Source organism: Actinoplanes ianthinogenes, assembly GCF_018324205.1.
Lineage (GTDB): Bacteria > Actinomycetota > Actinomycetes > Mycobacteriales > Micromonosporaceae > Actinoplanes > Actinoplanes ianthinogenes.
The window spans coordinates 5426046-5448670 of sequence record NZ_AP023356.1; the positions used below are offsets into that span (position 1 = coordinate 5426046).

The following is a 22625-nucleotide window of genomic DNA, read 5'->3' on the forward strand; positions in this document are numbered from 1 at the left end:
CGGAGCCGGGGGGCTCTGGCGGCGGTTGGCGTGGCTTCTTGCGGACGAAGCGAGGCGATGTAGGTGCGGCTGGTACTGGTGGGCCCTCCGGGGGCCGGCAAGGGGACCCAGGCTGAGTTCATCGCCGCCCATCTCGCCGTACCGAAGATCTCGACCGGGGACATCTTCCGGGCCAACGTGTCGCAGGGGACTCCGCTCGGGGTCGAGGCGAAGCGGTACATGGACGCCGGCCAGCTGGTGCCGGACGAGGTGACCATCAACATGGTCCGCGACCGGCTCGCCGAGCCGGACGCCGGCGACGGGTTCCTGCTGGACGGGTTCCCGCGCACGGTGCCGCAGGCCGCCGCGCTGGACAAGCTGCTGGCCGACCTGGGCACCGCGCTGGACCTGGTGATGGAGCTCGTGGTCGACGACGACGAGGTGATCCGGCGGCTCTCCGGCCGCCGGACCTGCCGGGGCTGCGGCAAGATCTGGCACGTCGAGTTCGACCCGACCAGCAAGGAGAACATCTGCGACCGCTGTGGGTCGGAGCTGTTCCAGCGGGACGACGACAAAGCCGAGACCATCGCCAACCGCCTGGTGGAGTACTCGGACAAGACCGCGCCGCTGGTGGACTACTACGGCGCCCAGGGCAAGCTGGTGGGCATCGACGCGACCGGCCCGGTCGAGGACGTCACGGTGCGCGCGATCGACGCCCTGCGGTCGTACGGGGGCTGACATGCGTCGTCAGGAGCTGGACATCCAGCTGAAGACGCCGGAGCAGATCGTCAAGATGCGGGCGGCCGGCCTGGTCGTCCACGCGGCGCTGGAGGCGATGCGCGACGCGGTCGCTCCCGGCGTCTCGACCGCCGATCTCGACGCCATCGCGGAGAAGACGATCCGGGACGCCGGGGCCATCCCGTCGTTCAAGGGCTACCACGGCTTCCCGGCCTCGATCTGCGCCTCGGTCAACGAGCAGGTGGTGCACGGCATCCCGAGCGCCGAGCAGATCCTCGTCGAGGGCGACCTGATCTCGCTGGACTGCGGCGCGATCCTGGACGGCTGGCACGGCGACTCGGCGATCACGGTCGGCGTCGGCGAGACCGACCCGGCGCTGCTGCGGATGGCCGAGGTCGCCGAGGACTCGATGTGGGCCGGGATCGCCGCGGCCGCCCGTGGCGCGGCGAACGGCCGTGGCCGGCTCACCGACATCTCGTTCAACATCGAGAAGGTGATCCGCAAGGCCGGGCGGTACGGGATCGTCGACGGCTACGGCGGGCACGGCATCGGCACCGAGATGCACCAGGAGCCGCACGTGCTCAACCACGGCAAACCGGGCCGCGGCCCGCGCCTGATCCCGGGGATGGCACTGGCCATCGAGCCGATGATCACGCTGGGCTCGCCGCGGACCCTGGAGCTGTCCGACGGGTGGACCGTGGTGACCCGGGACGGCTCGCGCGCGGCGCACGTGGAGCACACCATGGCGCTGCTGGACGACGGGGTGTGGGTGACCACCGCCCTGGACGGCGGCCGGGCCCGCCTCGGCGATCTCGTGACCGCCAGGCAGCCCTAGGAGTACAAGCGTCCGCCTGGCATGCTGTGACGCATGGGACGCGAGGGGATGCGGGCCGGCGACAGTGATCGTCAGCGCGTAGCGGATCAGTTGAAGAGCGCGCTCGACGAGGGCCGGCTCGATCTGAACGAATATGACGAGAGAGTCCAGCGGGCCTACAGCGCCCGGACGTACGCCGATCTGGACGGTCTCCTGGACGACCTCCCCGGCACCGTCCCACCGCGGCAGTCCCAGGTGCAGCCGCACCCGGCGGCGCAGCACCCGGCCGCGGCGCCGGTCGGCAAGGACGAGCGCGGCCACGGCGGCCGGCACACCTTCCAGTCCGCGCTGACCGCCTTCCTGATCTGCACGGTGATCTGGGCGATCACCTCCTTCACCTCCGGGCACGCGTATTACTTCTGGCCGGCCTGGGTGCTGATCCCGGTGGTCATCACCGGCGTGGGCGCCCTGACGGACCGCGGTCGCCGGGGCCGTTGAGCGCTGACCGGCCCTCGATGCGGCCGGGAGTTCCGGGGTCGCTGAGGCCGGCGTGACACGCCCGACTCCGGGTCAGGGGACCTCGGTTTGGCGTCCCCGAAACGTGCGCGTAGACTGGCTTGCTGGCGCGCAGCGTCCACTCCTTCATGTCCTCAGCGCTTCGAGGAGCAGGGGGAGCCGCGGCTGGTCCAAGCCCCGAGCGGCTTGGGTACGACGTTGCACAGCCTGCCCCAGAACCCGATGTCAGGTAGCGGAGGACATGCCAAAGAAAGACGGAGCCATCGAGATCGAAGGCCGAGTGATCGAGCCCCTGCCGAACGCTATGTTCCGCGTTGAGCTCGCCAATGGTCACAAGGTCCTGGCACACATCTCCGGGAAGATGCGTCAGCACTACATCCGTATCCTTCCCGAGGACAGGGTCGTCGTCGAGCTGTCGCCGTACGACCTGACCCGTGGGCGCATCGTCTACCGCTACAAGTAACCGGGTCACGGGGTTTTCTATCCCGTCTGACTGAGAGTTAAGGCAAACCGTGAAGGTCAAGCCGAGCGTCAAGCGGATCTGCAACAACTGCCGGATCATCCGGCGGCACGGCCGGGTCATGGTGATTTGCAGCACCGACCCGCGCCACAAGCAGCGCCAGGGCTGATCAACCCGCGCAGGATCCGCACCACTGAACAAGCTCGTCCCGGCCGTCTCTCCTAGAGAGTGGCCACACCCCCGGTCGGAGGCCGGGGCCCGCCCGGGCAGGCGGGGTGGGACGGGTACAGACCTCCGCGACAACAACGAGGAGTACGCCCAGAAATGGCACGTCTCGTCGGCGTCGATCTTCCCCGCGAAAAGCGGATGGAGATCGCGCTCACCTACATCTTCGGGATCGGGCGCACCCGGTCCGTCGAAGCACTGAACGCTACGGCGATCGACCTGAACAAGCGCGCCAAGGACCTCACTGAGGAGGAGCTGCTCAAGCTCCGCGAATACATTGAGGCCAACTTCAAGGTTGAGGGCGACCTGCGCCGCGAGGTCGCCGCGGACATCCGCCGCAAGGTTGAGATCGGCTGCTACGCCGGCATCCGCCACCGCAAGGGTCTGCCCGTTCGGGGTCAGCGGACCCGGACCAACGCTCGTACCCGTAAGGGCCCGAAGCGCACGGTCGCCGGTAAGAAGAAGCCCGGTCGGAAGTAATAGGAGCGCACTGACTTATGCCACCGAAGGCACGCGCAGGGGCCGCAGTCAAGAAGGTCCGGCGCAAGGAACGCAAGAACGTCGCCCACGGGCAGGCGCACATCAAGAGCACCTTCAACAACACCATCGTGTCGATCACCGACCCGACCGGTGCGGTCATCTCCTGGGCCTCTTCCGGCCAGGTGGGCTTCAAGGGCTCCCGCAAGTCGACTCCGTTCGCCGCGCAGCTGGCCGCCGAGGCCGCCGCTCGCCGGGCCATGGAGCACGGCATGCGCAAGGTCGACGTTTTCGTCAAGGGCCCCGGCTCCGGCCGGGAGACCGCCATCCGTTCGCTGCAGGCCGCTGGTCTCGAGGTCGGTCAGATCTCCGACGTGACCCCGCAGCCGCACAACGGGTGCCGTCCGCCGAAGCGTCGTCGGGTCTAAGGGAGATCTGGAAACAATGGCTCGTTACGTAGGTGCGGACTGCAAGCGCTGCCGCCGCGAGAAGATGAAGCTGTTCCTCAAGGGCAGCAAGTGCGACGGGCCGAAGTGCCCGTTCGAGTCGCGTCCCTTCCCGCCCGGCCAGCACGGCCGCGGCCGGACCAAGGAGACCGAGTACCTGCTCCAGCACCGCGAGAAGCAGAAGGCCCGCCGCGTGTACGGCGTGCTCGAGAAGCAGTTCCGCGGGTACTACGAGGAGGCTGTCACCAAGCCCGGCAAGACCGGTGAGGTGCTGCTGCAGATCCTCGAGTCGCGTCTGGACAACGTCGTCTACCGGGCCGGCTACGCCGCGTCCCGCGACGCCGCCCGCCAGCTGGTCAAGCACGGCCACTTCCTGGTGAACGGCGTCAAGGTCGACATCCCGTCGTACCGGGTGAAGGAGCACGACATCGTCACGCTCCGGGAGAAGTCGAAGGAGATGACCCCCTTCGTCGTCGCCCAGGCGCAGGCCGGTTCCCGGCCGGTGCCGGCGTGGCTCGAGCCCATCCCGAGCGAGATGAAGATCCTGATCCACTCGCTCCCGGCCCGCGCTGTCATCGACACGCAGGTTCAGGAGCAGCTGATCGTGGAGCTCTACTCCAAGTAACAAGTTGCCCGGCGTCTGCGAAGGCGCCGGGCATTCCCGACGGCCATCAAATAGCGGTTGGCCTGACAGAAAGAAGAACAGCGTGCTCATCAGCCAGCGGCCGACCCTCTCGGAGGAGTCGCTCAGCGAGACCCGCTCCCGGTTCACCATCGAGCCTCTGGAGCCGGGCTTCGGCTACACCCTCGGTAACTCGCTGCGGCGGACCCTGCTGTCGTCCATCCCGGGCGCGGCGGTCACCAGCATCAAGATCGACGGCGTGCTGCACGAGTTCACCACGATCCCCGGTGTCAAGGAGGACGTGGTCGAGCTGGTCATGAACGTCAAGGAACTGACCGTCAGCTCCGAGCACGACGAGCCGGTCAGCATGTACCTGCGCAAGCAGGGCCCGGGCGACGTGACCGCCGGGGACATCCAGCCGCCGGCCGGTGTCTCCGTGCACAACCCCGATCTGAAGCTGGCGACGCTGAACAGCAAGGGCCGGCTCGACATGGAGCTGACCGTGGAGCGTGGCCGTGGCTACGTCACCGCGGCGCAGAACAAGAGCGCGGGCGCGGAGATCGGCCGGATCCCGGTCGACTCGATCTACTCGCCGGTGCTCAAGGTCACCTACCGTGTCGAGGCGACCCGTGTCGAGCAGCGCACCGACTTCGACCGTCTGATCATCGACGTCGAGTCGAAGGCGTCCATCTCGCCGCGGACCGCCCTGGCGTCGGCCGGTTCCACCCTGGTCGAGCTCTTCGGCCTGTGCCGGGAGCTGGACGAGACCGCCGAGGGCATCGACATCGGCCCGTCGCCGCAGGACGCGCAGCTCGCTGCCGACCTGGCTCTCCCGATCGAGGAGCTGGACCTCACCGTCCGGTCGTACAACTGCCTCAAGCGGGAGGGCATCAACAGCGTCGGTGAGCTGATCGGGCGTACCGAGGCGGACCTCCTGGACATCCGGAACTTCGGCCAGAAGTCCATCGACGAGGTCAAGATGAAGCTCGCCGGAATGGGCCTGGGCCTCAAGGACAGCGCGCCGTCCTTCGACCCGGCGCACGTCGTGGACTCGTTCGGCGACGTGGACTACGACACCGACGACTACCGCGAGACCGAGCAGCTCTAAGCTCTCCGGCCTGCGCCACTTCTTCAAGGAGCATCTGAAATGCCCACGCCCACCAAGGGTGCCCGCCTCGGCGGCAGCCCGGCACACGAGAAGCTCATCATGGCCAACCTGGCCACCGAGCTCTTCCGGCACGGGAAGATCAAGACCACCGAGACCAAGGCGAAGCGGCTGCGCCCGCTGGCTGAGCAGCTCATCACGAAGGCCAAGCGGGGCGACCTGCACGCCCGTCGCCGGGTGCTGACCGTCGTGAAGGACAAGGACGTCGTGTACGCCCTGTTCGAGCAGATCGCTCCGCGGTACACCGGCCGTCCCGGTGGCTACACCCGGATCACCAAGACCGGTCCCCGCAAGGGTGACGCCGCTCCGATGGCGATCATCGAACTGGTCGAGGAGGCTCCGGTCGCGGCCACCACCGCGCCCAGCCCGGCCGCCAAGTCCGCCGCTCGCAAGGCCGCGCAGCAGGACAAGGTCGAGGCCCTGGCCCCGGAGGAGACCGCGCCCGCCGCGGTCGCCGACGACCAGGACGCCGAGGCTCCGGTCAGCGCGTCCGGTGACAAGGACGCCGAGGGCCCGGGCACCAAGGCCGAAGGCGAAGACACCGACAAGGCCTGATTCACCTCAGGCGAGGCCCGGCACCCCCTGGCGGGGAGCCGGGCCTTTCGCTTGGATCAAACCCGATTTTCGGTACGCGAGGAGCCGCCCCCGATGACGGAAACGACCCGCCTGCGCCTCGACGTCTCGTACGACGGCGCGGACTTCTCCGGCTGGGCGGTGCAGCCCGGACGTCGTACCGTAGCCGGGGTTTTGATCGAAGCTCTGCGGCGGATCCTGGGTGCCTCGGGCGCGGAGTGGCCGCTGGGCCTGACCGTGGCCGGCCGGACGGACGCCGGGGTGCACGCCACCGGCCAGGTGTGTCACATCGACCTGCCCGCCGAGCGGTACGAGGAACTGGCCGGCTCGCTGCTGCGCCGGCTGAGCGCGCTGATGCCGCCGGATGCCCGGGTCAAGGGCGTGCTGCCGGTGCCGGACACGTTCGACGCACGGTTCTCCGCGACGTTCCGGCGATATGAGTACCGGGTCTGCGACGACGGCTGGGGGCCGGAGCCGCTGCGCCGCTACGACACCCTCGGCTGGCTGCGTCCGCTCGACCTGGACCGGTTGAACGCCGCCGCGGCCGGGCTGCTCGGCGAGCACGACTTCGCCGCGTTCTGCAAGCGCAAGGAGCACGCCACCACGATCCGCGCGATCAACCGGCTGGACTGGCGCCGGGAGGCGGACCGCACGCTGGTCGCCACCGTGCAGGCCGACGCGTTCTGCCAGGCCATGGTCCGCAGCCTGGTCGGCGCGATGCTCGCGGTCGGCGAGGGCCGCCGCGAACCGGACTGGCCGGCCAAGCTGCTCACGCTGCGGGAGCGGTCCAGCGAGGTGACGGTGGCACCGGCGCACGGGCTGACCCTGGTCGCCGTGGGGTATCCGGCCGAGACGGAGTATGCGGCCCGCGCCGACGCTACGCGGCGCCTGCGCGCCTGACCTCCCCCTCAGCGAGCCCGTCGCGTTCCCTGACGCGGTCACGCCGCCAGGAAACCGCCCGGTATCCCGCCCGGCCGACCGATGCCCTGTTCAGCTGGCACGTATGGCCCCATCTGGGCCGGGGCAAGGGCCATGGACGCCAGCTCGATGCCTTCGGCTGGCACGTATGGCCCTATCCGGGCCGGGGCAAGGGCCATGGACGCCAGCTGGATGCCTTCGGCTGGCGCGTATGGCCCTATCCGGGCCGGGGCGAGGGCCATGGACGCCAGCTGGATGCCTTCGGCTGGCGCGTATGGCCCCATTCGGGCCGGGGCGAGGGCCATGGACGCCAGCTGGATGCCTTCGGCTGGCGCGTATGGCCCCATTCGGGCCGGGGCAAGGGCCATGGACGCCAGCTCGATGCCTCGGGCTGGCGCGTATGCCCTATCCGGGCCGGGGCGAGGGCCATGGACGCCAGCCCGGTCTCGGCAAGCCAGGACACCGGGCGAGCCAGGACACCGGGTAAGGCAGGCGACGGGCGTGCGGCCGGGTATCGACGGTCAGGGGCGGTGGGCGAGGACCTGGTCACTCAGGTACGTGTCGAGCAGGTGTGCGGTGATTTCCTGGAGCTGCGGATCCTCGCCCAGGGCGGGCTCGCCGCCCGGGCCGGCGATCGCGCAGTAGATCAGGTAGTGGCCCCGGGCCCGCCAGCCGATCGGGGTGCCCGCGGCGGTCGGTGTCCCGGTCATCGAGGTGAAGCTGCCGTCGCCGGTCTCGACCAGCTGCCGGACCCGGTCCGCCACGGCCACCGCGCTCTGCGCGTCGGCCAGGTCGAGGATGCCCGCGGTGACCTGGTAGTCCCCGTCCGGGACGGTGAGATTCGCGCGGACGGCCTGGCTGCACCCGTACGCCGAAAGCGCGGACCGCAAGTCGCCGGTGACCGCGAGCGTGCAGTCGGCCTCGGCCACCGCTCTTTCCACCCGATAACCGGCCGCGCCGGCCGGGAAGGCGTCCGGGACGGTGAGCGGCACCCGGCCGGCGGGGGTGACCGGGTCCTGATGGTCGTCGGCGACGACCAGGAAGCCGAGCGTCAGGAAGATGCCCAGCACGATCAGCGCGGCCAGGCCGCGGGTGAACAGCTGGATGGCCGGATACGGCTCACGCCAGGCGTGCCGTCGCGGCGCGGCCTGAGTCCGGGTGTGCTGGCGGTGCTGGCCGGCGCTGGGCCGGGGGAGGCTCCGGACCAGGAACATCAGGTCGAGTGCCGGGGTGGCGCGGTGGGCGGAGCGGTTCGGGGTGGCGTACCGCATGGGTGACAACGTAGGAGCGCACGTCGATCGATGAACGCACAGCCTGTCCGCCACCCGGTCGTCGCGGCGGCGTTGTGACGCGGGAGACTGACGGGGTGACCGCCGAGCATTACTTCAGCACCGACCCGGACGCCCCGATGCGTCGGGGTGAGATCGAGTTCAGCGTGGCCGGGCGGGACTACCGGCTCGCCGTCGCCTCCGGGGTGTTCTCGGCCGGGCGGCTCGACCCGGGCACCGCGGTGCTGCTGCGCAAGGCCGAGCTGCCCACGGCCGGGACCGCGGGAGCGCTGCTCGACCTGGGCTGCGGTTACGGCCCGATCACCTGCGTGCTGGCCACCGAGGCGCCGGGGACCATCGTCTACGCGATCGACGTGAACTCCCGGGCCCGCGATCTGACCGTGGAGAACGCGACCGCTCTGGGGCTGGCCGGCCGGGTCCGGGTGAGCGCGCCGGACGACGTGCCGGACGACGTCACGTTCACCGAGATCTGGAGCAACCCGCCCACCCACGTCGGCAAGGCCGAGCTGCACGCGCTGATGGAGCGCTGGCTGCCCTGGCTCGCCCCGGACGGGGTCGCCTGGCTGGTGATCAACCGGAACCTGGGCGGTGACTCGCTGCACACCTGGCTGGCCGGCAAGGGCTGGCAGGTCGAGCGGGTGGCCAGCCAGAAGGGGTTCCGGGTGCTCCGGGTGCACCGGAAACCGGCTGTCGCCTGAGGCGCTGACCGGGCAGGATGCCGGGCATGGGTTACGTGGATGTGGCCGGCGCCGGGTTCGTGCTGCCGGATGGCCGGGAGCTGTTCGCCGACGTGTCGTTCCGGGTCGGTGAGGGCGCCAAGGTCGCGCTGGTCGGGCCGAACGGGGCGGGCAAGACCACCCTGCTGCGGATGGTGGCCGGCGACATCCCGATGCAGTCCGGCACCGTCGCGCGGGTCGGCGGGCTGGGCGTGATGCGCCAGTTCATCGGCATGATCGGTGACGACCGGACGCTGGAGGACCTGGCACTCTCGCTGGTCGCGCCGCCGCTGCGGGAGGCGGGCGAGCGGCTGGCGAGGGCGACGGCGGCGCTGGACGAGACGGAGAAGAGCCAGATCGCGTACGCGAACGCCCTCACCGCCTGGGGCGAGGCCGGCGGATACGACGCCGAGGTGGTCTTCGACACCGTCGCGGTCGCGATCCTCGGCAAGCCGTGGGAGGAGACGAAGCACCGCGTGGTGCGCACCCTCTCCGGCGGCGAGCAGAAACGGTTCGCCCTCGACCTGCTGCTGCGCGGCACCGACGAGGTGCTGCTGCTCGACGAGCCGGACAACTTCCTCGACGTGCCCGCCAAGCGCTGGCTGGAGCAGCGGATCCGGGAGTCGGCCAAGACGATCATGTACGTCTCGCACGACCGGGAGCTGCTGGCGCAGACCGCCGACCGGGTGGTCGCGGTCGAGGGCGGCGGCGCGTGGACGCATCCGGGCGGGTTCGCCTCCTGGCACGAGGCCCGGTCGAACCGGCACGAGCGGATGGAGGAGCTGCGCCGCCGCTGGGACGAGGAGCACGAGAAGCTGCGCGAGCTGGTGTTCACGCTGAAGAACAAGGCGGCCTACAACGACGGGCTGGCCTCGCGTTATCAGGCCGCGCAGACCCGGCTGCGCAAGTTCGAGGAGGCCGGTCCGCCGCCGCTGCCGCCCAAGGAGCAGTCGGTCCGGATGAACCTGCGCGGCGGCCGCACCGGCAAGCGCGCGGTGATCTGCGAGCAGCTCGAACTGGAAAATCTGACGTTCCCGTTCGATCTGGAGATCTGGTACGGCGACCGGGTGGCCGTGCTCGGCGCGAACGGCACCGGCAAGTCGCACTTCCTGCGGCTGCTGGCGGCCGGCGGCAGCGAGCCCGACCTGGAGCACCAGCCGGTCGACGGGGCGCCGCTCGCGCACGTGAAGCACAGCGGCGTGGCCCGGCTCGGCGCCCGGGTCCGGCCCGGCCACTTCTCGCAGACCCACGACCGGCCCGAGCTGATGGAGAAGACACTCGTCGAGATCCTCTGGCGGGGTGACGACCATCGCTCCGGGATGGACCGGGCGGGCGCGATGAAACACCTCAGCCGCTACGAGCTCTCGGCGCAGGGCGACCAGCGGTTCGGCACCCTCTCCGGCGGCCAGCAGGCGCGTTTCCTGGTGCTGCTGCTGGAGCTGTCCGGGGCGACGTTGCTGCTGCTCGACGAGCCGACCGACAACCTCGACCTGGCCTCCGCGGAGGCCCTGGAGGAGGGGTTGAAGGGCTTCGACGGGACAGTGATCGCGGTCACCCACGACCGCTGGTTCACCCGTTCCTTCGACCGGTTCGTGCTGTTCAGGGCCGACAACGAGGTGGTCGAGGTCCCCGAGCCGGTTTGGGACGTCCGCTAGCGCGGATCGTCACGGACCGGTTAGGGTCCGGTTACAACAACCCACGGGAGTCCGGGCACCGGGCTGAGAGGGGGGCTGATGCGGCCCCCGACCGTCGAACCTGATCCGGATCATGCCGGCGCAGGGAGGAGCGCGTCATGGACGCATTGTCGTTCCCCAGACTGCACGTCATCACCGACGACCTGGACGTCGTCCGCGGGGTCGCACAGCCCGGCGTGGCGGTGCAGATCAGAATCAAGAGCAACGACCGTTTCGCGTACGCGATAACCGTCGCCGCTCTCGAGATCTGCCGCGACGCCGGAGCGATGTGCCTGGTCAACGACCGGATCGGCGTGGCACTGGCGGCCGGAGCGGACGGCGTGCACGTCGGCGCCGACGACCTGCCCGTGGCAGCCGCCCGGCAGGTGCTCGGCCCGGCCGCGATCGTCGGCGCCACCTGCCGCACCCCGGAGGCGGCCCGCGCCGCGGTCGCCGACGGCGCGTCCTACCTGGGGGTCGGCCCCACCTTCCCCACGTCCACCAAGGACGGACTGCCGCCGCCGCTCGGGCCGGACCGGGTCGCCGAGGTCGCCGCGGCCGTCCCGGGCACCCCGGTCCTGGCGATCGGCGGGATCACCCTGGAGCGGGCCCCGCTGCTCAAGACGCACGGGATCGCCGCCGTCGCGGCGTTCACCGCGGACCCGCGCGGCGCGGCCGCCGCGTTCCTGAAGGCGCTGGCATGAGGGCCGCGATCGTCGGCGGCGGGATCATCGGGCTGAGCATCGCGGCCGAGCTGCTGCGCCGCGGGGCGGACGTCACCGTCTACGACCCGGCGCCGGACGGGACCGACGGGGCCTGGCACGTCGCCGCCGGGATGCTCGCCCCGGGTGGCGAGTCGGTCTTCGAGGTTCCGCAGCTGGAGCGACTGCTGGAGGCGTCGGGCGAGCTGTGGCCGGCCTTCGCCGCCGGCCTGGGTGAGGTCGGCTACGACAGCGCGGGGACCCTCGGGGTGGCGCTCACCGCGGACGACGTGACCGAGATGGCCCGGGAGTGGAAGCATCAGAAGCTGGCGCCGCTCACCGGCTCGCAGGTGCGGGATCTGGCGCCCGCGCTCTCCCCGCGGATCCGGGCCGGTGCCTACGCGCCGACCGAGCGGCAGGTGGACCCGCGCCGTGTGGTCGGGGCGTTGCGGGCGGCGCTCGACGGGCGTACCGAAAAGCGTTTTGTCTCTGCCGTGTCCGAACTGGAAGCGGAAGTCGTCGTGGTCGCGGCCGGCTGCGGCACGGCGGCCCTCACCGGGCTGCCGATCCGGCCGGTGAAAGGCCAGGTGCTCCGGCTCAGAGGCGAGCCCGGACTGCTCCGGCACGTGATCGACGGCGCCGCCGACGGGCGGCACGTCTACCTGGTCCCGCGCGCCGACGGCGAAGTCGTGGTCGGCGCCACCCAGGAGGAGCGCACGGACCGCACACCCACCGCCGGCGGCGTCCACGACCTGCTGCGGGCCGCCCTCGACCTGGTCCCCGGCCTCGCCGAGCACGAACTCGCCGAGGTCAGCGTCGGGCACCGCCCCGGCACCCCGGACAACGCCCCCATCCTCGGAACCCTCCGCGACAACGTGATCGTCGCGGCCGGGCACCACCGCAACGGGATCCTGCTCGCGCCGATCACCGCGCGCCTGATCGCCGACCTGGTGCTCACCGGGGAGACCGACCCGATCATCGACGCTTTCACCCCCGGGAGGTTCGGATGCGCCTGACCGTCAACGGCCGGCACCAGACCCGGTCCGAGTCCTGCTCGGTGGCCGCCCTGGTCGCCGAGATCACCGACGCGCACCGCGGCGTCGCGGTCGCCGTCAACGGCTCGGTCGTGCCGCGGTCCACCTGGGCACAGGTCGACCTGGCCGACGGCGACGCGGTCGAGGTGCTGACCGCCGCGCAGGGCGGGTGACCGTGGACCTGCTACCGGAGAACGGACTCATCCTCGGCACCGGCGGCGCGAACAGCCTCGCCGCGCTGGAGGAGGCGATCGTCGCGTCGGAGACCGACCTGGTCACCGTGGCGCTGCGGCGGGTCGAGGCGGCCGGGCCCGGGCTGCTGCCGATGCTGGAGCGGCTCAAGGTGCGGATCCTGCCGAACACGGCCGGGTGCTACACCGCCGGAGACGCGATCAAGACGGCTCGGATGGCGCGGGAGGCATTCGAGACCGACCTGATCAAACTGGAGGTGATCGGGGACGAGCGGACCCTGCTGCCGGATGGCGTCGAGCTGCTGAAAGCGGCGGAGGCGCTGGTCATGGACGGGTTCACGGTGCTGCCGTACACCACGGACGACCCGATCCTGGCCCGCCGGCTGGCCGACGCGGGGTGTGCCGCGGTGATGCCCGCCGGTTCGCCGATCGGGTCCGGGCTGGGCATCTCCAACCCGCACCACATCGAGCTGATCCGGCAGAGCGTCGACGTGCCGGTGGTCCTGGACGCCGGGATCGGGACCGCGTCGGACGCCACCCTCGCGATGGAGCTGGGCTGCGACGCGGTGCTGGTCGCCAGCGCGATCACCCGGGCTGACGACCCCACCACGATGGCGGTGGCGATGCGGCACGCGGTCGCGGCGGGACGGCTTGCCCGGCGGGCCGGGCGGATCCCGCGGCGGTTCCACGCGGTGGCGTCCACACCGGACGAGGGGATACCGGTGTGGTGACCCCGGGCGGGCTGGTGGTGCTCACCGATCGGCGATCAGCGGTGGGGCCGCTGGTGGAGACGGTCGCCGCCGCGGTGCGCGGGGGAGCGGCCTGGGTGGTGCTGCGCGAACGTGACCTGCCCCGCGAGCAGCGCGTCGAGCTGGCGGAGGAGCTGCGGGCGGTGGTGCCGGCCGGGCGGCTGATCGTGGCCGGGCCGGATCCGCTCGGTGGGGCGGCGGTGCATCTGGCGGCGGCGGATCCGGTGCCGGACGGGGTGCCGCTGGTCGGGCGGTCTTGGCATGGGACCGAGGTGCTGTCCGGTGTGGACTATGTGACGCTCTCGCCGATCTATCTGACTTCGACGAAGCCGGGGTATGGGCCGGCGCTGGGTGTGGTGCGGGCCGCGGAGCTTGCTGGGAGTGTTCCGTGGCTGGCGTTGGGTGGGGTGGATTCGGCGGCTCGGGCGGCGGAGTGTGCGGGGGCGGGGGCGGCAGGGATCGCGGTGTTGGGGGCGGTCATGCGGGCGGCGAATCCGGAGCGGGTGGCTCGGATGTTGGCCGGGTCGTTTGCCGCCGCTCAATCACAGCCCCCACCCGCCCTGGGGGGCGACCCCGAGTCCCAGTGTGACGCCGCCCCCGAGGACCCCGCCCCCACCCTGTGGACAACGAAACAATGTGGACAACGGCACAGCGAGGCCCGGGCATGACCCCGCCGGTAGTCCTCACCATCGCCGGCTCCGACTCCGGCGGCGGCGCCGGCATCCAGGCCGATCTCAAGACCTTCGCCGCCCTCGGCGCCTACGGGACCTCGGTCCTCACCGCCGTCACCGCCCAGAACACGCTGGGCGTGACCGCGATCCACCCGATCCCCGCCGGCACCGTCGCCGCCCAGCTGGACGCCGTGCTCAGCGACCTCCCGGTGGCCGCCGTCAAGGTCGGGATGATCGCCGATCCCGCCGTCGCCGAGGTGCTCGCCGACCGCGCCGCCGACCTGCCGAATCTGGTCGTCGACCCGGTGCTGGTGGCCACCTCGGGGAGCCGGCTCGGGGAGGCCTCGATCGTTTCGGTGCTGCTGCCGTACGCCGAAGTCGTGACCCCGAACCGAGCGGAAGCCGGCGCCCTCGTCGGACAGCGAGTCGAGACCGCCTCGGAGATGGCCGCGGCGGCGGCCGCGCTGGCCGGCCGCGGACCGCGCGCCGTGGTGGTGACCGGGAGCGAACTGGCGGTCGACCTGCTCTGGCACGACGGGGCGACGTCCGAGCTGCGCGGCGAGCCGGTGCCGACGGCGAACAACCACGGGTCGGGGTGCACTTTCTCCTCGGCGATCGCGGTGCGGCTGGCGGCCGGCGACTCGGTGCCGGACGCGGTCGCGGCGGCGAAGCGATACGTGACCGGGGCGCTGCGCGGCGGCGCCTCCTGGCGGCTGGGCGCCGGGCCCGGACCGCTGGACCACTTCTGGGCGCGGTAGGGCCCGGACTTTCAGGCTCCGGCGGGGTGGCGTGCTGCCATCGGCTGCCGGTTTTGTACCTACATGGGAGGAAACATGAGGCGCAAGGTCTACGTGGAGGGCTCCCGGCCGGAGATCCGGGTGCCGTTCAACGAGGTGGTGCTGACCGACGGCAGCTCGTCGGTGCGGCTCTACGACACGTCCGGTCCGGGCAGCGACCCGTCGCAGGGGTTGCCGCCGATACGCAAGCCGTGGTGGGACGGGCGCACCCAGCTCGCCGCCGCGCGGGCCGGCGACATCACGCCGGAGATGGAGTTCGTCGCGGTCCGCGAGGGTGTCGACGCCGAAGTCGTCCGTGACGAGATCGCGGCCGGGCGAGCGGTGCTGCCGGCCAACCGCAACCACCCCGAGTCCGAGCCGATGATCATCGGGTCGAAGTTCCTGGTGAAGGTCAACGCGAACATCGGCACCTCGGCGGTCACCTCGTCGGTCGCCGAGGAGGTGGAGAAGCTCACCTGGGCCACCCGGTGGGGCGCCGACACCGTGATGGACCTGTCCACCGGGCCGCGGATCCACGAGACCCGCGAGGCGATCGTCCGCAACTCGCCGGTGCCGATCGGGACCGTGCCGATCTACCAGGCCCTGGAGAAGGTCAACGGTGATCCGCTCAAGCTCACCTGGGAGCTGTTCCGGGAGACCGTGATCGAGCAGGCCGAGCAGGGCGTGGACTACATGACGATCCACGCGGGCGTGCTGCTCGAATACGTGCCGCTGGCGGCCGAGCGGGTCACCGGCATCGTCTCCCGGGGCGGGTCGATCATGGCGGCCTGGTGCCTGGCCGAGCACCGGCAGAACTTCCTCTACACGCACTTCCGCGAGCTGTGCGAGATCTTCCGGGAGTACGACATCACGTTCTCGCTCGGCGACGGCCTGCGGCCCGGATCGATCGCGGACGCCAACGACGAGGCGCAGTTCGCCGAGCTGCGCACGCTCGGCGAGCTGACCCACATCGCCTGGGAGTACGACGTCCAGGTCATGGTCGAAGGCCCCGGCCACGTGCCGATGCACAAGATCAAGGAGAACGTGGACCTGCAGCAGGAGCTGTGCTCGGGCGCGCCGTTCTACACACTCGGGCCGCTCGCCACCGACATCGCCCCGGCCTACGACCACATCACCTCGGCGATCGGCGCCGCGATGATCGGGATGTTCGGGACGGCGATGCTCTGCTACGTCACGCCCAAGGAGCACCTCGGCCTGCCGAACAAGGAGGACGTCAAGGCCGGGATGATCGCGTACAAGATCGCGGCGCACTCGGCGGACCTGGCGAAGGGGCACCCCGGCGCCCAGGCCTGGGACGACGCGCTGTCGCACGCCCGGTTCGAGTTCCGCTGGGAAGATCAGTTCGAGCTGGCCCTCGACCCGGAGACGGCTCGGGCGTACCACGACGAGACGCTGCCGGCCGCGCCGGCGAAGACCGCGCACTTCTGCTCGATGTGCGGCCCGAAGTTCTGCTCCATGAAGATCAGCCACGAGCTGCGGGCGGCCGGCATGAAGGCCAAGTCGTCGGAGTTCGTGGACGCGGGCGGCCGGGTCTACCTGCCGGTCAGCTCGGCCTAGTCCTGCTCGGGCCGCTTCGGGCGGGGCAGGAAGTCGTAGACCGGGTCACGCGGGGCAGCGCGCGCCAAGCGCTGCTTGCGGGCCCGGTCCGCGGCCGCCTGATCCCGCTCGGCCTTGCGGGTGATCGCCTGCTCCAGCGCCTGGTTCCGCTCGGCGAGCTCCTCGGCCGCCTTCCGCTCCGCTGCCATGTCCTGCGCACTCTTCCCCTCTGCCGCCTCGGTGTCACCCTTTGCCTCGGGCGTCTCCGCGGTCCTGCTCTCGGTTCCGGTCGTCTCCGTGGTCTCCGCCACCGGTTCGGCGGCCTCGGGGATCGTGGTCCCGGTCGTCTTCGCGGTCTCGGCTTTCGGCCCGGGCCCGACGGTCGTTTCGTTGTCGGCCTTGGCTTGCGGCTGGGCCCCGGCCTCCGGGGCCGCTGCCTTGCGAGCGCGGGGCTTGCGGCTCGCTGCCCGCTTCCGGGGAGCGGTCTTCGCCGGCTCCGCATCGCTGTTCGCCGCCGACTCCGCCACATCCTCTTTCGGTACGTCCGGAGCCGCCGCCCGAAGCTCCACCGCCGGCGTCCCGCTCGGTGCGTCCTCGACCGGCTCAGCCTCCGGCGCCACCTTCTGCCGCCGCCTCGGCGAACGTCGAGCCGGCCGCTCCGTCGCGCCACCTTCCGTCTCTGAGGATTCCGGTGCGGCGGCATGTTCCTGAGCGGTTGCGGCCTTCGCCGGCGCGGCCTTTCGCGGGGTCTTCGCTCGCGTCGAGGTCGTCGCCTTCCTCGCAGTCCCGGCGGCCTTCGGCGCTTCTCCCGGCTCCGGAATGCTCTCCGGCTCGGCTTCGTTTTCGGTGATGGCAGCGTCCGGCTCGGCCTTCTTTTCCGCCTGGACGGCGGCCTCCTGCTCGGGCTCGTCTTTCGCCTGGACGGCGGCCTCCGGCTCGGTCTCGTCTTTCGCCTGGGCGGCGGCCTCCGGCTCGGTCTCGTCTTTCGCCTGGGCGGCGGCCTCCGGCTCGGTCTTTTCCTTCACCGGGGTGGCGGCCTCGGCTTCGCCCTCCGCCTGGGTTGTGCTCTCCGGCCCGGTCCCATCTTCCTCCGGGATCGCGGTCCCCGGTTCGGCCTCGACCTCTGCCTGAGTGGCGGTCTCCGGTTCGGCCGGGGCTTCAGCCTCCGTTGTCACCTCAGCGGCGACCGTCTCTTCCGCGACAGCGGCCGACTGATCCTCCGCGGAGCGCGCGGCCGTTGTCTCCCCGGCATTCTCCTCGGGGACGGGCGAGACCTCGGTGGCTCGCTCGGGCTTCGCGGTCCGGCCGACCAGGGCAAGCGTCGGCTTCGGTTGCTGGTCCGGCTCGGGAATCGGCACCTCGTCGGCCTGCCCAGCCGCGGACCCGAGGTCGCTGGAAGGCTCTCGTGTCGGCTTTTGATCAGCCAACTCCGGCGGCCGAACCTGAGCGATCTCCGGAACGTGCGCCGTCTCCTCCTGGACTTCCGCCTCCGTCGCTTCGGCAGCCGGTGAGGCTTCCCCTTGGTCGGCCTTGTGAGCCGCGGCCTCCTTGACCGGCTTCACCTTGTCGGCGGACGCCTCCGCCGCCGGACCGGGCGTGTTGATCACCGACGCGATGCCGAGGGCGGCCGACTTCTGCGCACGACGCGCGGGATGCGGCATCCCGGAGAGCGGCGGCTTCGCGGCAGCCGGCCGCGCCGGAACGATCCGGAACCGATAGACGACCCCGTCATCCCGGACCACGAAGTCATCGGCCCCGTCCGGCCGGGTCCAGGTCAGGATCATCTGCCCGTACTTCTCCGCCAACTTCACCAGCGCCGGAAACGTAGCCACCGTCACCACCGGCTCGCTCTGCTTCCCCACCGGCTCGATCGGCACCAGCAGATGCCCGTACCGCCGCTGGATCTGCGCCCGAGTAGCCAGCGGCACACTCCTCAGAGCGGTCAACCCGATGCCGATGATCCCCACGACGGCGATGAGCAGCAGGCGGATCGCATACGTCCGAGCCGCCGCCGCCGTCATCAGATCCCGCCCGAGCACACTGATCTGTCGCGGGTAGACCCCACCACCGGTGGTCTTGCCGGATTCGTCGACCACCAGACTCTCGGGCCCATTGGTCAGGGCCAGTTGAAGCTGGCTGAACGCGAGGGACAGCTGGGGCTCGAAGACAGTGCCGTCGCTGTGTTCAACGTGTGCCGTGACCACGATGGTGATCTGACCAAGGTCGGCACCGATTGCCTTGGCCGCATCCTGCACGCGATCTTCTATGCCACCGAGGTCGAGTAGCACGGTACTGGTGTAACGCTCGGCCGAGAATTGCCGTGCTTGCGAGAGTTGCATCGTCGAGTGCCAGCCGGCGGCGGACGACAGCCGAGCATTGATATTGATCCGACCTGGGTCTCCCCGATATTGCAGTTGCAAGTCGACGAAGTCGGCAAGGCTTCTGTATATCGGATCGGGAGAGTAGGCGACGGTTCCGTCGTAGGCGGCCGACGGCTTGACCTTGGCAGAGTACGAGAATGTCATCGACTCACCGGCTGCCAGCCTGCTCGGTGTTGACTGAGTGGCCGGCTTCATCCACCCGAGGACGCCCAGAATCAAGCCGATGCCCACGAACATCGCGGTCAGCAGGGCGAGGAGTCGGAGGCCGGGATGAAGACGGCTGACGGCCTTGACTACGACCACGGCCGCTGCCCAGGAGCCACCTCCGCCAGCCATGCCCTTCGCTCTCTTCTTACGAGATCCGCGTGGAATGCCCCTACGCGTCTTGGCTGCGGCCGTTCCGCCACTGACCACCAGGAACCCGAGCATGCCCAGGCCCGTGGGGCTGAGCACGGGCTTGAGCCAGATCCCGCCCTTGGGAATGTGAACCACCGCACGGCCAATTAATTGGTCAGCGGTCGGGTTGACGCCATCGATATTAGGGTTGTTGTCCCCTTTGAAGACATATCCCGTCACTGCGTTGCCGCCGATGATGCGATGAAGCACCTCGACTCGCCCGCCTCCACCATGGTAGGCGGCAATCTGCCCTACTTCGTAGGAATCAGATTTGGCGACCACGACCAGATCGCCGGCGTAGTACACGGGATTCATGCTGATCCCGTGTGTGATGACGTATGAGATTCGGTGTGTACTTACGGCCCATGTGCCAATGGCCGCCATCCCTAGGATGACGGCCATGGCCAGACGTCTGACATTACGCTGTATGACGACTCCGTCAGAAACGTAAGTGCTCCGAGAGCTGGAGATTCCGAGAGATCAGGTCCCTCCGCTCGGGCAGATTACTACGACACGGTGACCGCAAGCGCCGAAATGGCGGTCCAGGTCTTGCTCGAGCCCGCCGGGCAGTTCCAGACGCCGGCGCTCGTGTGAGTGCAGGTCACCGGGCTTCCGGCACCCGTCGGCGCGCTAGTTCCAGTGGTGCCGGTGACCTTCACCTTGACGGTGCCGGACGTGAGCGCGGCGGTGGTGTCGTCCTTGAGCGTCAGCTTGATGGCGGCGTACTCGGTCGGCGCAGAGACGTCATTGACGATCTGGATGTTCTCCAGCGATGCGCCGACGACGCTGATGCTGGCCGTCTCGCCGCCCGCGACGATCTGGGAAGGAAGGTTGGTGACGCTGATGCCGTTCGCGGTGAAGGCGGTGCTGCCGGCAGCAACGGCACCGGCAACGGCGACACCACCCATGAGCTGAAGCATTGCGCGCATATGAATCGTTCCCCTGTTCGTTCGGTGGTAGCCCAGCCGACCTCGTGGGTCCTGTGGCTTTGCGTCCCCGGCTCGCGCCGGGTTTGCCCTTCTCGCCGAGCGGACTTCGTTATCCCCTGGCAGCAGGTTGATTCGGCTGCGGCGGGGAGCGGGTAAGCATTGGCAGCGACTTCGGCCACTCAGACTTTTTGGAAACTTCTGCCTTAGCGGGCCTCGGGTGCTAACGGGTGCTCGGCGGTTGCCAATGGGGGCGGGAAATGCGACACCGCCGCCGAAGCGGGTGGGAAAGCGGCGTGGCAGCCGTTCGGAGACGGCTGCCACGGGACGTGCTCAGGGCGTACGAAAAATGGGGTCAGAGTTTGTAGAAGGTCACGTAGTGATCCGGGGTGAAGTACGCGACCTTGGTGCTGCGATTGACCACGATGCGGTACGCGTCGCGCGAGGCGCCCTTCGCGCGGGAGTACACGTCGTATTCGTTGTAGGTGGCCGACGGCAGGTAGCCCTCGCGGTTCTGGAAGGTGCCACCGGTGTAGTTGTAGTTGCCGTACGGCCAGGAGTACCAGCCGGAGCTGAGCGGCCAGCCGAGCGACTGCCAGCCGGTGTACGCCGTGCGGGCGGCCGAGCAGCGGCTGATCGTGCACGACGAGTAGACGGCGGCCTGCGCGGCCGCGGTGTGCGTCGGGGCGACCACGGCGGGGGCGACGAGCGCGGTGCCGGCCAGGCCGACGATGAGGGCCAGGCTGAGGAGCAGTTTGCGGACGCGGGGCAGGGGACGGCTCATGGTCGGACTCCGATGCGTCGGGGGATGGGGCTCGGATATCGGCCATCGTTACTGTCCGAGCCGCGCCGCGGTACCTCCCGACCGCATCATTTCATCGGAGTTTACGAATGTTTTACTGCCCGCCGAGCCCGCTTACCCAATCGACATAGTCCGTTTCCGATCCTGGTCGGCGGGCCGGTCCGCTGATCGACGTGGGCTCCACGAGCGGCCCGTGCGACGCGGTGACCGGCTGGCCCGCGGCGAACCCGTCGAACCGCTCCGCGGCCGGCGCCGGAGCCGGTGCGGGGGCGGACGAGCGCTGGGACCGCCAGCCGCTCCGTCCACCGGGGGCGGGCTTCGGCTGCTGGCCGGAGAAGCGCGGCGGGTTGCCGGGCGGCGGCGCCTGCGGCGCGGTCTGCGTCGGTGCGGGCGCCTGCGGGCGGGCCTGGGTCGGGATCGGCTCGGCCGGGAACGGCGCGCCGGACCGGAACGGGCTGCCGGTGCCGGCCGAGAACGGGTTGTTCGGCGTGCCGGGGACCGGGAGCACCCCGGTGTCGGACGGCCGCAACTGCTCCTCGGGGCGCTGCGCGGCGGCCGCCGCGGCCTGCGCGATCGCCGACGCCGCCGGGGCGTCCCGCTTCGGCAGCGGCGCCGGTGCCGGGTCGGCGGCGGTCTCGGCCGCGGTGTCGGTGCCCGGGGCGCTGCGGACGATCGCGGCCAGCACCGAGCCGAGCACGCCGGCGCCGCACGCGGTCATCGCGGCCCAGTACGGGTCCGACTGGAAGCCGGTGCCGCCGGTCTCCGGGCCGGAGATCAGGTACGCCATGGTCAGCAGCGCCGGGCCGGCCAGCCCGGACAGGCCGACGGCGAGGGTGGACAGCTTGCGCCCGCGGGCGACCCAGCCGACCACCAGGCCGGCGAGCAGCGCCAGCGTCGGCATGGTGAGGAACGCGGTGTGCCCGGCGACGGCGGGCGGGATCAGGCTGCCGTTGAGCACGCCCAGCCGGATCGCGATCGGGGTGCGGCCGGGCAGCAGCGACGGGCCGATCGAGATCAGCGCGACCAGCCAGATCAGCACGCTCAGCGTCGCCGCGCTCCAGCGGGCGACCGGCTTGGCGGCGGTGGCCCACGCGGCGAAGATGCCGGCCGCCGCGCCGAGCCCGACGGCGGCGCCGATCACGAAGACCGGCTGCACGCCGGCGACCTGCGCGGCCCGGGCCGGCTGCATGGTCAGGGGGAGGACGGCCAGCGCGCCGACGCCGGCCGCGATGCCCATCGCGAGGGCGCCGCCCGGGCCGACCGGACGGGGCCGCCAGCGCGGGCGCATGCCGGTGGCGATCAGGGCGCCGAGCGCCGCGGCGGTCGTGGTGATCCAGGCGACCCAGGCGAGCTGCGCGGTCCAATTGTTACGCGCAGTGATGTCGAGCACCCGGTCCAGTCGCACGATGCCGAGTCCGTAGGCGATGCCGAGTTGGCCGGCTCCGATCACCGCTGCTGCCGTGGCGGTGGTGGCCAGCAACTTCACCCAGCTCCGAAATGCCATGCCGGGCACGTTACGGAATGCGGTGGCCGATCCGCCAGTGGGGAGTCGGCTTCTTAAGACAGCCTAAAGTCTGAGAATTGCAGTCACTCTCCGTGTCGTCAGGGCGACGTAACGGCGAGTTGCCATTTCTATCCTCCAGAGTGGACACTGTCCGGCACGGACAACGAGTCCGTCGCGTCGTGTCAATCCTTGCGAACGTGAGAGCCCTGCTCAGAAGCCATGATTCGGTCAGCGGGCGGGACGGGGCTCTCACATAGTGGTTGGAATCGTGATGGTGTTCGGTGGCCGTGACCGCGCGGGCTGCCGCCGATGAGACATTCGTGCAC

Annotated in this window: 25 protein-coding genes and 2 riboswitches; of the genes, 20 read left to right on the top strand and 5 right to left on the bottom strand. The window is 70.5% G+C overall.

All coding sequences use genetic code 11. The annotated features are described in order from the left end of the window. Positions 1-63 precede the first annotated feature (63 nt). From Aiant_RS24605 to truA, 11 genes are all read left to right on the top strand, one after another. Complete coding sequence (locus Aiant_RS24605; protein WP_189329202.1) at positions 64-717, top strand: adenylate kinase; 654 nt, start codon at positions 64-66, stop codon at positions 715-717. Between the two features lies 1 nt (position 718). After that, positions 719-1552, top strand: a complete 834-nt coding sequence (gene map / locus Aiant_RS24610; protein WP_189329203.1) for a type I methionyl aminopeptidase — start codon at positions 719-721, stop codon at positions 1550-1552. A gap of 33 nt (positions 1553-1585) precedes the next feature. Beyond that, positions 1586-2029, top strand: a complete 444-nt coding sequence (locus Aiant_RS24615; protein WP_229829883.1) for a DUF1707 SHOCT-like domain-containing protein — start codon at positions 1586-1588, stop codon at positions 2027-2029. A gap of 259 nt (positions 2030-2288) precedes the next feature. After that, a complete protein-coding gene (gene infA / locus Aiant_RS24620; RefSeq protein ID WP_007073013.1) occupies positions 2289-2510 on the top strand; it encodes a translation initiation factor IF-1 in 222 nt (73 codons plus the stop codon). Between the two features lie 49 nt (positions 2511-2559). Further along, on the top strand, positions 2560-2676 hold the full coding sequence (gene rpmJ / locus Aiant_RS24625; RefSeq protein WP_014687778.1) for a 50S ribosomal protein L36: 117 nt from the start codon (positions 2560-2562) through the stop codon (positions 2674-2676). A 155-nt stretch (positions 2677-2831) separates the two neighbouring features. Then, a complete protein-coding gene (gene rpsM, locus Aiant_RS24630) occupies positions 2832-3212 on the top strand; it encodes a 30S ribosomal protein S13 (RefSeq protein ID WP_185039472.1) in 381 nt (126 codons plus the stop codon). A 17-nt stretch (positions 3213-3229) separates the two neighbouring features. Next, positions 3230-3637 (top strand): 30S ribosomal protein S11, encoded by a 408-nt coding sequence (gene rpsK / locus Aiant_RS24635; RefSeq protein ID WP_014440747.1) that lies wholly within the window; start codon positions 3230-3232, stop codon positions 3635-3637. Positions 3638-3653: 16 nt separating this feature from the next. Continuing rightward, positions 3654-4280, top strand: coding sequence for a 30S ribosomal protein S4 (rpsD, locus tag Aiant_RS24640; RefSeq protein WP_189329204.1), 627 nt, complete (start codon positions 3654-3656; stop codon positions 4278-4280). 82 nt (positions 4281-4362) lie between these two features. Then, on the top strand, positions 4363-5385 hold the full coding sequence (locus Aiant_RS24645; RefSeq protein ID WP_014440749.1) for a DNA-directed RNA polymerase subunit alpha: 1023 nt from the start codon (positions 4363-4365) through the stop codon (positions 5383-5385). A gap of 39 nt (positions 5386-5424) precedes the next feature. Further along, entirely contained in the window at positions 5425-5997 is a 573-nt protein-coding gene (rplQ, locus tag Aiant_RS24650) for a 50S ribosomal protein L17 (RefSeq protein WP_189329205.1), read from the top strand. Positions 5998-6090: 93 nt separating this feature from the next. After that, positions 6091-6915, top strand: a complete 825-nt coding sequence (truA, locus tag Aiant_RS24655; RefSeq protein WP_189329206.1) for a tRNA pseudouridine(38-40) synthase TruA — start codon at positions 6091-6093, stop codon at positions 6913-6915. Positions 6916-7454: 539 nt separating this feature from the next. Here the strand turns inward: truA and Aiant_RS24660 are convergent. Next, positions 7455-8204, bottom strand: coding sequence for a hypothetical protein (locus Aiant_RS24660; protein ID WP_189329207.1), 750 nt, complete (start codon positions 8202-8204; stop codon positions 7455-7457). Positions 8205-8299: 95 nt separating this feature from the next. Between Aiant_RS24660 and Aiant_RS24665 the strand changes: the two genes are divergently transcribed. The 9 genes from Aiant_RS24665 to thiC all read left to right on the top strand — a co-directional run bounded on the left by Aiant_RS24665 (position 8300) and on the right by thiC (position 16311). Next, complete coding sequence (locus Aiant_RS24665; RefSeq protein WP_189329208.1) at positions 8300-8920, top strand: class I SAM-dependent methyltransferase; 621 nt, start codon at positions 8300-8302, stop codon at positions 8918-8920. 26 nt (positions 8921-8946) lie between these two features. Beyond that, positions 8947-10593, top strand: coding sequence for an ABC-F family ATP-binding cassette domain-containing protein (locus Aiant_RS24670; protein WP_189329209.1), 1647 nt, complete (start codon positions 8947-8949; stop codon positions 10591-10593). 33 nt (positions 10594-10626) lie between these two features. Continuing rightward, positions 10627-10737, top strand: a riboswitch (TPP riboswitch). Next, entirely contained in the window at positions 10731-11315 is a 585-nt protein-coding gene (locus tag Aiant_RS24675) for a thiamine phosphate synthase (RefSeq protein ID WP_189329210.1), read from the top strand. It overlaps the preceding riboswitch by 7 nt. Then, the gene (gene thiO / locus Aiant_RS24680; protein WP_189329211.1) at positions 11312-12328 is read left to right on the top strand and encodes a glycine oxidase ThiO; all 1017 of its coding nucleotides are present in this window, start codon (positions 11312-11314) and stop codon (positions 12326-12328) included. Before Aiant_RS24675 ends, thiO begins: the two co-directional genes overlap by 4 nt. Next, the gene (thiS, locus tag Aiant_RS24685) at positions 12319-12519 is read left to right on the top strand and encodes a sulfur carrier protein ThiS (RefSeq protein ID WP_189329212.1); all 201 of its coding nucleotides are present in this window, start codon (positions 12319-12321) and stop codon (positions 12517-12519) included. Before thiO ends, thiS begins: the two co-directional genes overlap by 10 nt. After that, positions 12516-13268 carry a thiazole synthase gene (locus Aiant_RS24690; protein WP_189329213.1) on the top strand — a complete coding sequence of 251 codons (753 nt, stop codon included), beginning with the start codon at positions 12516-12518 and terminating at the stop codon, positions 13266-13268. The genes thiS and Aiant_RS24690 overlap by 4 nt, the downstream gene beginning before the upstream one ends. After that, the gene (locus tag Aiant_RS24695; protein ID WP_189329214.1) at positions 13262-13954 is read left to right on the top strand and encodes a thiamine phosphate synthase; all 693 of its coding nucleotides are present in this window, start codon (positions 13262-13264) and stop codon (positions 13952-13954) included. The genes Aiant_RS24690 and Aiant_RS24695 overlap by 7 nt, the downstream gene beginning before the upstream one ends. Next, positions 13951-14715: a bifunctional hydroxymethylpyrimidine kinase/phosphomethylpyrimidine kinase gene (gene thiD / locus Aiant_RS24700; protein WP_189329215.1), complete on the top strand. Its 765-nt coding sequence runs from the start codon at positions 13951-13953 to the stop codon at positions 14713-14715. The genes Aiant_RS24695 and thiD overlap by 4 nt, the downstream gene beginning before the upstream one ends. Positions 14716-14790: 75 nt before the next feature. Further along, positions 14791-16311, top strand: coding sequence for a phosphomethylpyrimidine synthase ThiC (gene thiC, locus Aiant_RS24705; RefSeq protein WP_189329216.1), 1521 nt, complete (start codon positions 14791-14793; stop codon positions 16309-16311). Here thiC and Aiant_RS24710 read toward each other — a convergent pair. The 4 genes from Aiant_RS24710 to Aiant_RS24725 all read right to left on the bottom strand — a co-directional run bounded on the left by Aiant_RS24710 (position 16308) and on the right by Aiant_RS24725 (position 22299). Next, entirely contained in the window at positions 16308-19373 is a 3066-nt protein-coding gene (locus Aiant_RS24710) for a DUF5305 family protein (RefSeq protein ID WP_229829884.1), read from the bottom strand. The genes thiC and Aiant_RS24710 overlap by 4 nt on opposite strands. A gap of 200 nt (positions 19374-19573) precedes the next feature. Continuing rightward, positions 19574-19987, bottom strand: coding sequence for a hypothetical protein (locus tag Aiant_RS24715; protein WP_189329217.1), 414 nt, complete (start codon positions 19985-19987; stop codon positions 19574-19576). A gap of 32 nt (positions 19988-20019) precedes the next feature. After that, positions 20020-20094: riboswitch (cyclic di-GMP riboswitch) on the bottom strand. 254 nt (positions 20095-20348) lie between these two features. After that, positions 20349-20777: a ribonuclease domain-containing protein gene (locus Aiant_RS24720; RefSeq protein WP_189329218.1), complete on the bottom strand. Its 429-nt coding sequence runs from the start codon at positions 20775-20777 to the stop codon at positions 20349-20351. A gap of 112 nt (positions 20778-20889) precedes the next feature. Continuing rightward, a complete protein-coding gene (locus tag Aiant_RS24725; RefSeq protein ID WP_189329219.1) occupies positions 20890-22299 on the bottom strand; it encodes a hypothetical protein in 1410 nt (469 codons plus the stop codon). Between the last annotated feature and the right edge of the window lie 326 nt (positions 22300-22625).

What these genes read in the sequence shown, in the direction of transcription:
- map (WP_189329203.1), top strand. Translation starts at nt 719, where the DNA reads ATGCGTCGTCAGGAGCTGGACATCCAGCTGAAGACGCCGGAGCAGATC.
- Aiant_RS24615 (WP_229829883.1), top strand. Translation starts at nt 1,586, where the DNA reads ATGGGACGCGAGGGGATGCGGGCCGGCGACAGTGATCGTCAGCGCGTA.
- infA (WP_007073013.1), top strand. Translation starts at nt 2,289, where the DNA reads ATGCCAAAGAAAGACGGAGCCATCGAGATCGAAGGCCGAGTGATCGAG.
- rpsM (WP_185039472.1), top strand. Translation starts at nt 2,832, where the DNA reads ATGGCACGTCTCGTCGGCGTCGATCTTCCCCGCGAAAAGCGGATGGAG.
- rpsK (WP_014440747.1), top strand. Translation starts at nt 3,230, where the DNA reads ATGCCACCGAAGGCACGCGCAGGGGCCGCAGTCAAGAAGGTCCGGCGC.
- rpsD (WP_189329204.1), top strand. Translation starts at nt 3,654, where the DNA reads ATGGCTCGTTACGTAGGTGCGGACTGCAAGCGCTGCCGCCGCGAGAAG.
- rplQ (WP_189329205.1), top strand. Translation starts at nt 5,425, where the DNA reads ATGCCCACGCCCACCAAGGGTGCCCGCCTCGGCGGCAGCCCGGCACAC.
- truA (WP_189329206.1), top strand. Translation starts at nt 6,091, where the DNA reads ATGACGGAAACGACCCGCCTGCGCCTCGACGTCTCGTACGACGGCGCG.
- Aiant_RS24660 (WP_189329207.1), bottom strand. Translation starts at nt 8,204, where the DNA reads ATGCGGTACGCCACCCCGAACCGCTCCGCCCACCGCGCCACCCCGGCA.
- Aiant_RS24670 (WP_189329209.1), top strand. Translation starts at nt 8,947, where the DNA reads ATGGGTTACGTGGATGTGGCCGGCGCCGGGTTCGTGCTGCCGGATGGC.
- Aiant_RS24675 (WP_189329210.1), top strand. Translation starts at nt 10,731, where the DNA reads ATGGACGCATTGTCGTTCCCCAGACTGCACGTCATCACCGACGACCTG.
- thiO (WP_189329211.1), top strand. Translation starts at nt 11,312, where the DNA reads ATGAGGGCCGCGATCGTCGGCGGCGGGATCATCGGGCTGAGCATCGCG.
- thiS (WP_189329212.1), top strand. Translation starts at nt 12,319, where the DNA reads ATGCGCCTGACCGTCAACGGCCGGCACCAGACCCGGTCCGAGTCCTGC.
- thiD (WP_189329215.1), top strand. Translation starts at nt 13,951, where the DNA reads ATGACCCCGCCGGTAGTCCTCACCATCGCCGGCTCCGACTCCGGCGGC.
- thiC (WP_189329216.1), top strand. Translation starts at nt 14,791, where the DNA reads ATGAGGCGCAAGGTCTACGTGGAGGGCTCCCGGCCGGAGATCCGGGTG.
- Aiant_RS24715 (WP_189329217.1), bottom strand. Translation starts at nt 19,987, where the DNA reads ATGCTTCAGCTCATGGGTGGTGTCGCCGTTGCCGGTGCCGTTGCTGCC.
- Aiant_RS24720 (WP_189329218.1), bottom strand. Translation starts at nt 20,777, where the DNA reads ATGAGCCGTCCCCTGCCCCGCGTCCGCAAACTGCTCCTCAGCCTGGCC.
- Aiant_RS24725 (WP_189329219.1), bottom strand. Translation starts at nt 22,299, where the DNA reads ATGGCATTTCGGAGCTGGGTGAAGTTGCTGGCCACCACCGCCACGGCA.